Here is a 9,857-nt window from a genome sequence, read left to right on the forward strand (position 1 = left end):
CTTCTGGCCGGGCCGGCGTCCGTACCTCTTCGACGGCTGGTGTCGGCGCGTCAGGAGCGCCGACACCAGCCGTCGAAGAGGTACGGACGCCGGCCCGGCCAGAAGGGGTCGAGGACGACCAGCCGGCGTGGGAGCACGTGCCGATGGTGCCGCCGGGGGGAAGGCCGAGGCAACTCCTCCGCGCCCTCGTCCACAGGGTGGACAGCCGCGCCTGCTTGTGGAGACCACCAGATCGACCCGGAGTGTTGTCCCGATCACAGGGCGAAACCGCTCCTCGTCTGGCAGGCTGACCGAGCAACTCTGTGCGATGAGTCGCTTACTTTCAGCTTCCCTTGCGGTCCTTCCCACCCCACTAGCCAGTCATGGAGCGTCGATGGACGACCAGCGCACTCCCGCCGACGGCACCGCCCAGGTGGCCGACGACACCATCCAGGTCATCCGCTGGGACGCCCCCGCGTGGGCGTCGCATGGGCTGGAGGTCGAGGGCGGCTGGCTGCACGCGCACGAGGCCGCCACCGTCCCCCTCGAGGGCGACGAGGGCGCCGAGCGCCCCTGCCCCGTGCGCCTGGAGTGCACCGACCTCGCCTACGCCGAGCGGGGCGAGACCGTGCTGCGCCGCTTCGGCCCGCGGGTCTTCATCGGCGACAGCGCCCAGCTGTCGCTGCCGGAGGCGCGGCGGCTGGTGAGCGCCCTCACCGAGCTGATCGACCGGGCCGAGGGCCACGCCTGACCCGGCACCCGACGCCGCACCCGACGCCGCACCCGACGCCGCACCCGACGCCGCACCTATCGCCGCACGCGTCGCCGCGGCCCGCTAGCTTGCGCCCATGACCGCCGCGCGCACGGGACGGGCCGTCCGGGTCCCCGCCCCCGGATCCCTCGAACTCATCGACGTCGACGTCGCCGACCCCGGGCCGGGCGAGGCGCTCGTCAGGATCGCCTGGTGCGGCATCTGCGGCTCCGACCGCGAGGTCTTCGCCGGCACCCGCCCCGCGGAGTTCGTCCGCTACCCCGTCGTCCCCGGCCACGAGTGGTCCGGGACCGTCGAGGCCGTCGGCGACGGCGTGCCCGCCGGGATCGTCGGCCGCGGCGTCGTCGGCCAGGGCATCCGCACCGCCGAGGGCACCCCCTCCTCGGTGGTGGGCGACCCCGAGGGCTGGCCGCAGGAGTACGAGGAGACCGGCTTCACCCTGCCCGGCGGCTGGGCCACCTGGCTGACGCTGCCGGCGCGCTACCTGCACCTGCTGCCCGAGGGCGCCGACCTGCGCGCCGCCGCGGGCATCGAGCCCGCGGCCTGCGTGGCCGAGGCCGTCCTGCTCGCCGACGTCACCGTCGGCTCGAAGGTCGCCGTCATCGGCGCCGGCACGCTGGGCCTGCTCGCCGTGCAGCTGCTGCGCGGCGCCGGCTGCGAGGTCACCGTCGTGCACCGCGACGACTCCCGCCGCGAGCTGGCCGCCACCTGCGGCGCCGCGCACTACACCTCCGACCCGGGCTCGGTGGAGGGCCGCTTCGACGCGGTCGTCGAGGCCGCGGGCGCACCGGGCGTGGCCCGCAGCGCGGTCCGGCTGGCCCGCCGCGGCGGGCGCGCGGTGCTCACCGGCATCCCCGCCTCCGACGCCGACGACCTGTCCAGCCTGGAGCTCGTCTCGCGCAACGTCCACGTCATGACCGTCTTCGGCGCCCCCACCCGCGCCTGGGCGTACGCGGTGCGCGCCTTCGCCGCGGGCGTGCTGGACCCGACGCCGCTCATCACCCACGAGTTCGACATCGCGCGCGCCGGCGAGGCCCTCGACGTCCTCGCCGCCCGCTCCGGCGCCCTCAAGGTGCTGCTGCACCCCTGAGCGGACCGCGCACCGGCACGCACGGGTTCCGCCGAACCGCTTGCGCCGGCGGGGCCCGTCCCCTTCGCTGGGCACGCCGGCGCGAGCGCGCCGGGCGGGTGCGCTGGACCGGGCGGGTGGTCGGACGCGGCTGTCCGGGTGCCGCTCGGCCGCACCGCTCAACGCGCGGCGGTGCCGCGCCGACGTCCGCGAGGTGATCACCGTGGAGCGCAGGGGGCGGCGGGGCCGTGGCGGCCTGCAGCAGCGCCTCGTCGCGCTCGTGCTGGTGCCGGCCACGGGCGTCGCCCTCCTCGTCGGCGTCGCCGTGCAGGAGCGCAGCCGGGAGGTGGCGGCGGTGCGCACCGCCGTGGCGGAGGTGCGGGCCGCCGTCGCCCTGGACGCCGTGCGGGTGGGCCTGGCCCAGGAGGTCGCGCCCGCCCTGGTCACCGGCCTGGTGAGCGATCCCGGGCAGGCCCGCGCCCTCGGGGTCGACCCCGCCGTGCTGGCGGCCCTGCGGGGCAGCGAGGCGACCGGCCGCCTGGAGACCGCCCGCGCCCAGGTCGACGCCGCCGTGCAGCGGGCCCGCGGCACCGCCGCCCGCGCCGACGCCGAGCAGGTCGCGCAGGCGCTGGCGCGGCTGCGCGGCACCCGCCGCGGCGACCGGCCCCTGGACTCGGTGTTCACCGAGTACCAGGCGCTGGGGCGCCAGCTGGGGATCCGCACCGCCGCGCACCTGCGCACCGCCCGCACCCAGGGGCTGGACGGCGGGACCACCGACGCCGTCGGCGACGTGCTGCGCGTCTCGCGCGCGGGCACCCTCGCCGGTGCCGAGACGCCCCTGCTGCTGGCCTCGCTGCTGGGCACGGGAGCGAGCGGCGACGCGGTCCACGCCCGCTTCGTGGAGGTCTGGGGCGGCTACCGGGAGGCCGCCGCCGAGGTGGTCGACACCTGCGCGCCGGAGGTCGTCACCGCCTGGACGACCGCCACCGGCAGCGGCGTGCGCACCGTGGACGCCACCGCGGCGGCCGCCGCCACCGCCGGCCAGGAGCCGCCGCCGAGCCGGCTGCCGGTGCTGCTGGCCGCCAACGCCCGCCGCGACGCCGGCATCGAGCGCGCCGTGCAGGTCGCCGCCGACCGCGCGGTGCGCGCGGCCACCGCGCACGCCGCGGACGTGGACCGGCAGCTGCGCTCCGTGCTGCTGCTGGCCGCCGCGCTGCTGGTCGCGACCCTCGTGGCCACCGTGGTCGTGCGCGCCTCCCTGACGCGGCCGCTGGCCCGGCTGGCCGCGCAGGCGCGCGCCGTGGGCGCCGGCGAGCTCGTCGACGTGGAGGAGTCCGGCCCCGCCGAGGTGCGCACCGTGGCGCGCGGGCTGGCCGCCGCCGTGCACGGGCTGCGCCGCCTGCGCGACCAGGCCCAGGCCGTCGCCGCCGGCGACCTCGACTCCGAGGCGGCGCGCCGCTCCCTGGAGGGGCCGCTGGGCGCTGTCGTCCACGCCTCGATGACGCAGCTCGTGGGGGCCGTGCAGGACCGCGAGCGGTTGCGGGCGGACCTGGCCCACCAGGCGGCGCACGACGCGCTCACCGGCCTGCCCAACCGCGCGCGGGCGCAGGCGCTGCTGGAGGCCGCGCTGGGCGGCGCCGAGCGCTCCGGGCACCGGGTGGGGCTGCTCTTCGTCGACCTGGACCGCTTCAAGCAGGTCAACGACTCCCTGGGGCACGCCGCGGGCGACGAGCTGCTGCAGGTGGTGGCCGCGCGCATGGGTGCGGTCGTCGAGGAGGGCGACGTGGTGTGCCGCTTCGGCGGCGACGAGTTCGTCGTCCTGGTCCCGCGCGTCGCGGTGGCGCCGGGCACCTCGCCGGAGGCGGTGGGCGGGGCGCTGGAGGCGCTGCGCGAGCGGGGCCGGCGGCTCGCGGAGGCGGTCTGCGCGCCGGTGGAGCTGCGCGGGCGCCCGGTGCGCGCCGGCGCCAGCGTCGGGGTGGCGCTGAGCACCCCCGGCAGCGCGCCCGAGCAGCTGCTGCAGGAGGCCGACGCGGCCACCTACCGGGCCAAGGCCGCCGGCCGCGGGGTCGTGCAGGTCTTCGACGACGCGTTGCGCGCGGAGCTGGCGGCGCGCGCCGAGGTGGAGGCCGCGCTGCGCCACGCCCTCGACGCCGGGGAGCTGGTGCTGCACTACCAGCCCGTGCTCGACCTGCGCAGCGGCCGCACCGAGGGCGTGGAGGCGCTCGTGCGCTGGCAGCGGCCCGGGCACGGCCTGGTGCCGCCGGACGCCTTCGTGCCGATCGCCGAGGCGTCCTCGCTGATCTGCGACCTGGGCCGCTGGGCGCTGGCCGAGGCGTGCGCGCAGCTGGCGCGCTGGGACGCCGAGGGCGGGGAGCGCGCCGGCCTGGGCGTGGCCGTCAACGTCTCCGGGCGCCACCTGGCGCGCGCGCACCTGCTGGAGGACGTCGCCGCGGCCCTGGCCGCCGGCGGCACCGCCCCGCAGCGCCTCACCGTGGAGGTCACCGAGACGGTGCTCGTCGACGAGCCGCTGGCCCTGGAGCAGCTGCGCGCCCTGCGCGCCCTGGGCGTGCGCGTGGCCATCGACGACTTCGGCACCGGCTACACCTCCATCGGCCAGCTCTCGCGCCTGCCCGTGGACGTCCTCAAGATCGACCGCAGCTTCGTGGCCTCCCCCGACACCGCGCACGCCGACCTCGTGCGCCTGCTCGTCAGCGCCGCCCACAGCTCCCGCCTGGGCGTGGTCGCCGAGGGGGTGGAGCAGGACGGCCAGCTCGCCGGCCTGCTGGCCGCCTCCTGCGACGCCGCGCAGGGCTACCTCTTCGCCCGCCCCGCCCCCGCCGGCGAGCTCGCCGGCCTCGCCGTCGTCACCGGCGCTCCCGCCGGCGCTGCACGAGGCTGACCAGGGCGGAGGCGGCCACGCCCAGCGCGACGGCGGCGGCGACCCCCGCCCACGGGCGGTCGCTGAGGCTGCGCCCGGCCAGCCCGAGCGCGCCGTAGGCCAGCGCCCAGCAGGTCACCGGGACGGCGTTCGCCACGGCGAAGCGCGGCAGGGGGTAGTCCGTCGTGGCGGCGGCCGCCATCACCGGCACCCGCGCGCCCGGCAGCAGCCGCGAGGTCGTCAGCGTGCCGACGTCGTGGCGGGCCAGCCGGCGCGCCAGCTGCTCCAGGTGCGCGGAGTCCCCGGCCCGCCGGTGCAGCGCCCGCCCCGCCCGGGTGTGCGCACCGCGCAGCAGCAGCGCGTACAGCAGCAGGTCCCCCGCGTAGGCGGCCGCCGCGCCGACGAGGACGACCTCGCCCGTGGACAGCCAGGAGCGGTGGTGGGCGAGCGCCGCCATGGCGCTGACGGCCGCGCCCGTGGGCACGAGCGGCAGCACGGCCCCGACGACGACGGCGCCCAGCAGCACGGCCAGCGCCACGAGCCAGTCGTCGGCGTGGGCGGTGGGGTCGAGCAGGTGCGCCACGGGCGGCATCCTCGCGCACCGGCTGCGCACCGCACCCGCCCCGGACCGGCCCCGGACGCGACGGAGGGGGCGCCCGTCGTGGGCGCCCCCTCCGGGACGAGCCGCCTCGGGGAATCGAACCCCGGACCTACGCATTACGAGTGCGTCGCTCTGGCCGACTGAGCTAAGGCGGCGTCTCGCGCCCTCGCGGGCACGGTCAGTGAGCTTACAGGACGGTGCGGCCTCCTCTCACCTCGACGGCTCCCCCTCGCCCCGGCCGGGGTCTGGCCAGGGGCGCCCACGGGCGGCTAGCGTCGGGGTGCGCCCCACGGGCCCCGACTCCAGGGAGGTTCCTGCTGGACCCCGTCCGGGGGCGCGCGCAGACGGCTCCTCCTCCGGACCCCCGTGACCGGATGCCGAAGACACCGAGGAGACCCGTCGTGCCCGCTTCCTTCAACCACACGATCATCGCCGCCCGCGACCGCGAGGAGTCGGCGACCTTCCTGCGCGAGCTCATCGAGCTCGCCGACGCCCCGTCCTGGGGGCTGTTCACCAACCTGCTGATGCCCGACGGCGTGCTGCTGCAGTTCGCCGAACCGCCCGTGGAGCTCCTGCAGCCCCAGCACTACGCCTTCCTCGTCGACGAGGAGCTGTTCGACCGGGCGTACGCGCGGCTGGTGGCCGCCGGCCGCGAGCACTGGGCCGATCCGCAGCGCACCCGGCCGGGCGAGACGAACACCGAGCACGGCGGGCGCGGGGTGTACTTCCTCGACCCCGCCGGGCACTACCTGGAGCTGACGACGAAGCCCTACGTCTGAGCGCGCTCCCGCGGCCACACCGCGCCGTCCGCCGCGCCGACCGCCGCGACGTCGGCGAGGAGGCGGACGACCAGGTCGGCGACGAGGTCGGGCGCCTCCAGCTGCGGCAGGTGGGCGGTCCCGGGCAGCGCGGCCCGCCGCGCCCCCGGGACCCGCTCCAGCAGCTCCTCGGTGCGCCGCAGCAGGTACGGGACGTCGAGGTCGCCGGTGGCCACGGTCACCGGGACCGCCAGCTCCCCCAGCCGCGACCAGGCGTCGACCTCGCCGGCGCCGGTGTCGGCGCCGCCGCCGCGCAGCGCCGCGCGGGCGCTGTCGCGGGCCAGCTCGCGCACGGCGCCGCCCACGCGCCCGGGGGAGGCGGGGCCGTCGAGCCACAGCTGCAGGCACGGCTCGAGCGCCTCCTCCACGTCGCCGCGGGCGAGGGCCTCGTCGGCGGCCGCGTCCAGGGCCAGGGTGCGCTCGTCGAGGTCGGCCGCCGCCGGCGCCGGGGCGCCGCTCACCGCGGGCGCCAGCAGCAGCAGGGCGGCCACCCGCTCCGGCAGCTCCAGGGCGGCGTCGAGCGCGAGGCCGCCGCCCATCGAGCTGCCGACGAGGACGACGGGCTCCCCGGCGGCCGCCCCCTGCACGTGGTCGAGGACGGCGCGCAGGTCCTGCAGGTGGGTGGGGTCGCCCTCGCCGGCGGGGGTGGACCCCCCGAAGCCGCGCCGGTCGTGGGCGAGGGTCGCCACGCCCGGCAGGCGGTCGGTGACGGCGCGCCAGCTGCGGCGGTCGCAGACGCCGGCGTGCAGCAGGACCACGAGGGGGCCGGGGCCGGGGCGGTGGTCGGCGACGAGCACCGCTCCGCCGACGTCGATCCTCAGGGGTTCGTCCACGCGGTCATCGTGGCGCGCCCGCACCCGCGCCGCACCGGGTTTCCCGGCGCACCCCGGGTGCGCGGGAGCCTCAGGTGCAGGTGGTGCCCTCCTCGGGCGGGGTGCCGGCCACGAGGTAGGTGTCGACGGCGGAGTCGATGCAGCCAGAGCCCATCGCGTAGGCGGTGTGCCCGTCGCCGTCGTAGGTGAGCAGGCGCCCCGAGCTCAGCTGCTCGGCCAGGCCCTGCGCCCACCGGTACGGCGTCGCCGGGTCGCGGGTGGTGCCGACGACGAGGACCGGTCCCGCGCCCTCGGCGCTCACCGGGGCGACCGCGCCGACCGGCGGGATCGGCCACTGCGTGCACGCCAGCGCGCCCCAGGCCAGGAACGGCCCGAACGTCGGGGAGTCGGCGGCGAACTCCGCCACCGAGCGCTGCACGTCCGCCAGCGGCTCGGCGTCGTCGCGGTCCAGGCAGTTCACCGCGTAGATCGCGGTCGTGGAGTTGTCGGCGTAGCGGCCGTCGGCGCCGCGGTGGGCGTAGGCGTCCGCGAACGCCAGCATCGCCGAGCCGTCCCCGGCGAGCGCGGCGCCCAGCGCGGCGGACAGCTGCGGCCACAGCTGCCGCGCGTACAGCGGGTAGGCCAGCGCCAGGTAGCCCAGGCCCTGCACGAGCGGGCGGTCGGTGCCGGTGGGCAGCGGGCGGGCGTCCAGGCCGTCCAGGAACGAGCGCACCTGCGCGACGCCGTCGTCGACGCTCCCGCGCAGCGGGCAGTCGTCCCCGGCCAGGCAGTCCTGCACGTAGGAGCGCAGCGCCAGCTCGAAGCCGGCGGCCTGCCCGGCGTTGACCTCCTCGCTGCTCAGCGCCGGGTCGATGACCCCGTCGAGCACGAAGCGCCCCACGCGCTGCGGGAAGGCGTCGGCGTACAGGGCCCCCAGGTAGGTGCCGTAGGACTTGCCGAGGTAGTTGAGCCTGTCGTCGCCCAGGGCCGCGCGCAGGACGTCGACGTCCCGGGCGACCGAGCGGGTGTCGACGTGGGCGGCCAGCTCGCCGGAGGCCGCGCAGCCGGCGCCGAGCGCGCCGGTCTGCTGCTGCAGCGCCTGCACCTCACCGCCGTCGTCGGGCGTGGGGTCGGTGGCCAGGAACGCGTCGACCTGCTCGTCGGGCAGGCAGCGCAGCGGGTCGGAGCCGCCCACCCCGCGCGGGTCGAAGCCGACGACGTCGAAGTGGTCGCGCAGCACCTGCGAGGTCACGCTGGTCGCGGCCCGCGCGTACTCCACGCCGGAGGCGCCGGGCCCGCCGGGGTTGAGCACCAGGGAGCCGAGCCGGTCCTCGCCGGTGGCCGCGGTGCGCAGGCGCACCACCGCCAGCGAGGCCGTCGCCGCGCCGGGCTCGGCGTAGTCGACGGGCACCTCCAGGCGGGCGCACTCGAAGCCGCCGGAGCAGTCGGCCCACTGCAGCCGCTGCCCGTAGTAGCGGGCCAGCTCGGGGTCCTGCGCGGGCTCGCCCGCGACGCTCGTGGCGCTGCCCACCGGTTCCGGTTCCGGCTCCCCGCCGAGGGCGGAGCAGCCGGGGGTCACCAGCACGGCGGCGACGGCACCGGCGACGGCGGTCAGGAGGGCGGGACGGCGGCGCATGGTGACGCCAGGTTACGCGGGAGCACCGTGCGCAGGGCTGCTTCAGCGCGCCGACGGCCGCCGGGGCGAGCGCAGCTGCAGGGCGAGGGCCTCCACGGCCAGCAGCGGGGCCACGTTCTGCGCCAGGCGCTCGCGGGCGAGCTGGACGGCGTCGGCGCGGCGCAGGACGTCCTCGGGGGTGGACTGCTCGGCCATCGCCCGCACGTCGGCGGTCATGTCGGAGTTCACCAGGTCCACCGGTGCCCCCAGCTGCACGACGAGGACGTCGCGCAGCAGCCCCAGCAGGTCCACGAGGGCGCGGTCCAGCACGTCGGTCTGGTGGCGGCGGGCGCGGCGCTTCTGGTCCTCCTCCAGCTGGCGCACCTGCCCGCGCACCGCGGGCGGCACGGTCGCGGAGCCGTCGGCGCCCAGCGCCCGCAGCAGCGCGGCCTTCTCGGCGGCGTCGCGCTCGCTGGTGGAGGCCCCCGCCTCCTCGGCGGCCACCTCGACCAGCTCGCCGGCCGCCACGACCGCGTCGCCGACCCCGCGCAGCCGCTGCGGCAGCCGCAGCACCTCGCGGCGGCGGATGCGCGCGCCTTCGTCGCGGGCCAGCCGGCGGGCGAGGCCGACGTGGCTCTGCGCCGCGCGCGCGGCGAAGGCCGCCATCACCGGGTCCACGCCGTCGCGGCGCACCAGCAGCTCGGCCACCGCGTCGGCGGGCGGCACCCGCAGCGGCACGTGCCGCGAGCGCGAGCGCAGGGTCGGCAGGACGTCGTCGACGCCGGGCGCGCACAGCACCCACACCGTCTGCGGCGGCGGCTCCTCGACGGTCTTGAGCAGCACGTTGCCCGAGGTGGGGTTCAGCCGGTCGGCGTCCTCGACGACGATCACCCGCCAGCGCGCCACCGAGGGGCGCCGCTGCGCGGTGGCGATGAGCGGCTCGACGTCCTCGCGGCGGATCTGCATGTGCTCGGTGCTGAAGACGGTGACGTCGCCGTGCGAGCCGGCCAGGCCCGTGCGGCAGCCCGGGCAGCGCCCGCAGCCGACCTCGGAGCCGTCCTCGCAGACCAGCGCGGCGGCGAAGGCGCGGGCGGCGTTGGAGCGCCCCGAGCCGGGCGGTCCGGTGAGCAGCCAGGCGTGGGTCATGCCGCCCGTGCCGCGGCGGGCGGCCAGCGCGGCCCGCGCGAGCACGGCGACGGCCGGCTCCTGGCCGACGACGTCGTCCCACACGCTCACCGGGCACCGGCCCGGGTGTGCGCCGCTGCGCCGGCAGCGGGGTCCTCGGCCGCGGCGGGCTCGGCGGCGGGCTGGGC

Annotated in this window: 8 protein-coding genes and 1 tRNA gene; 4 read left to right on the plus strand and 5 right to left on the minus strand. The window is 78.2% G+C overall.

Annotated features, from left to right (window positions below):
* Positions 1-373 precede the first annotated feature (373 nt).
* From GTQ99_RS14690 to GTQ99_RS14700, 3 genes are all read left to right on the plus strand, one after another.
* A complete protein-coding gene (locus tag GTQ99_RS14690) occupies positions 374-730 on the plus strand; it encodes a hypothetical protein (protein ID WP_166616485.1) in 357 nt (118 codons plus the stop codon).
* Positions 731-827: 97 nt separating this feature from the next.
* Positions 828-1,841, plus strand: a complete 1,014-nt coding sequence (locus tag GTQ99_RS14695; RefSeq protein WP_166616486.1) for a zinc-dependent alcohol dehydrogenase — start codon at positions 828-830, stop codon at positions 1,839-1,841.
* 202 nt (positions 1,842-2,043) lie between these two features.
* Positions 2,044-4,719 carry a putative bifunctional diguanylate cyclase/phosphodiesterase gene (locus tag GTQ99_RS14700; RefSeq protein WP_338075011.1) on the plus strand — a complete coding sequence of 892 codons (2,676 nt, stop codon included), beginning with the start codon at positions 2,044-2,046 and terminating at the stop codon, positions 4,717-4,719.
* Here the strand turns inward: GTQ99_RS14700 and GTQ99_RS14705 are convergent.
* Entirely contained in the window at positions 4,685-5,281 is a 597-nt protein-coding gene (locus GTQ99_RS14705) for a VTT domain-containing protein (protein WP_166616487.1), read from the minus strand. The two genes, GTQ99_RS14700 and GTQ99_RS14705, sit on opposite strands and share 35 nt — an antisense overlap.
* A 99-nt stretch (positions 5,282-5,380) precedes the next feature.
* Positions 5,381-5,454, minus strand: a tRNA-Thr gene (locus GTQ99_RS14710).
* 246 nt (positions 5,455-5,700) lie between these two features.
* Between GTQ99_RS14710 and GTQ99_RS14715 the strand changes: the two genes are divergently transcribed.
* Positions 5,701-6,078 carry a VOC family protein gene (locus tag GTQ99_RS14715; protein WP_166616488.1) on the plus strand — a complete coding sequence of 126 codons (378 nt, stop codon included), beginning with the start codon at positions 5,701-5,703 and terminating at the stop codon, positions 6,076-6,078.
* Here GTQ99_RS14715 and GTQ99_RS14720 read toward each other — a convergent pair.
* The 3 genes from GTQ99_RS14720 to GTQ99_RS14730 form a co-directional block, all read right to left on the minus strand.
* Positions 6,069-6,950 (minus strand): alpha/beta fold hydrolase, encoded by an 882-nt coding sequence (locus GTQ99_RS14720; protein ID WP_166616489.1) that lies wholly within the window; start codon positions 6,948-6,950, stop codon positions 6,069-6,071. The genes GTQ99_RS14715 and GTQ99_RS14720 overlap by 10 nt on opposite strands.
* 70 nt (positions 6,951-7,020) lie before the next feature.
* Positions 7,021-8,565, minus strand: coding sequence for an alpha/beta hydrolase (locus GTQ99_RS14725; RefSeq protein ID WP_166616490.1), 1,545 nt, complete (start codon positions 8,563-8,565; stop codon positions 7,021-7,023).
* A 42-nt stretch (positions 8,566-8,607) separates the two neighbouring features.
* The gene (locus GTQ99_RS14730) at positions 8,608-9,780 is read right to left on the minus strand and encodes a DNA polymerase III subunit delta' (protein WP_166616491.1); all 1,173 of its coding nucleotides are present in this window, start codon (positions 9,778-9,780) and stop codon (positions 8,608-8,610) included.
* Positions 9,781-9,857 lie beyond the last annotated feature (77 nt).

This window comes from Kineococcus vitellinus, from assembly GCF_009906315.1.
GTDB lineage: Bacteria > Actinomycetota > Actinomycetes > Actinomycetales > Kineococcaceae > Kineococcus > Kineococcus vitellinus.